1 protein-coding gene and 1 pseudogene are annotated in these 596 nt (G+C 67.3%); both read right to left on the reverse strand.

Going from position 1 to position 596, the window contains the following annotated elements; genetic code table 11:
- Window positions 1–315: site-specific integrase (locus IH26_RS61060; protein WP_483757049.1), on the reverse strand; the 315-nt coding region annotated here is incomplete at its 3' end.
- A pseudogene (locus IH26_RS61835) lies at window positions 252–596 on the reverse strand (hypothetical protein); the annotation flags it as partial. The pseudogene IH26_RS61835 and the gene IH26_RS61060, both read right to left, overlap by 64 nt.

Consider the following 596-nt stretch of genomic DNA (forward strand, 5'->3'; position numbering starts at 1 on the left):
GAGCCGGAAGCGGGTGGTGGCGTAGTTCGGGTTGATCGGCAGCCCGTCGGATCGGGTGAAAACGTAGCCGGTATCGGTCCACGGTTTGCCGTTCTCGGCGGCCTCCGTCTTGCGGTCCAGCTCGTAGCGGCGGTGTACGCGCAGGATCTGGATGCTGCGTTTGTCCAGGGCGACCGATCGCCTGCCGGCCGGCGTCTTCGGATCGCCCTCGACGCCCTGGTAGCCGACCGTAGTCCGGTTCCGCTCGATGGTCAGCACGCCGCGGTCGAGGTCGATGTCGCTCCAGCGCAGCCCGCACAACTCGCCCCGGCGCACTCGGTCCACACCTTGGCGTGCGATTGCTGATAGCCCTTGATCTCGATATGCCGGGCAGGGTTGCAGTCCAGCACGCCTTCCTTGACGTCCAGGTTGAGCGCGGCGCGCAGGGTGGTGCGCAGGTGGCTCATCGCCGAAGGGGACTGCGGTCGGCCCTTGTTGTTGCGGGTGTCGGCGATCGCGGCGAACACGGTGCGCAAAAGTTGGGCGTCGAGGTCGGCCAGCCGGTACCGGCCGAGGTAGGGGATCAGGACGGTGTCGACGTCGCGGGTGTAGTGGAA

Origin of the sequence: Actinoplanes subtropicus, from assembly GCF_000721705.1 — a bacterium.
Lineage (GTDB): Bacteria > Actinomycetota > Actinomycetes > Mycobacteriales > Micromonosporaceae > Actinoplanes > Actinoplanes subtropicus.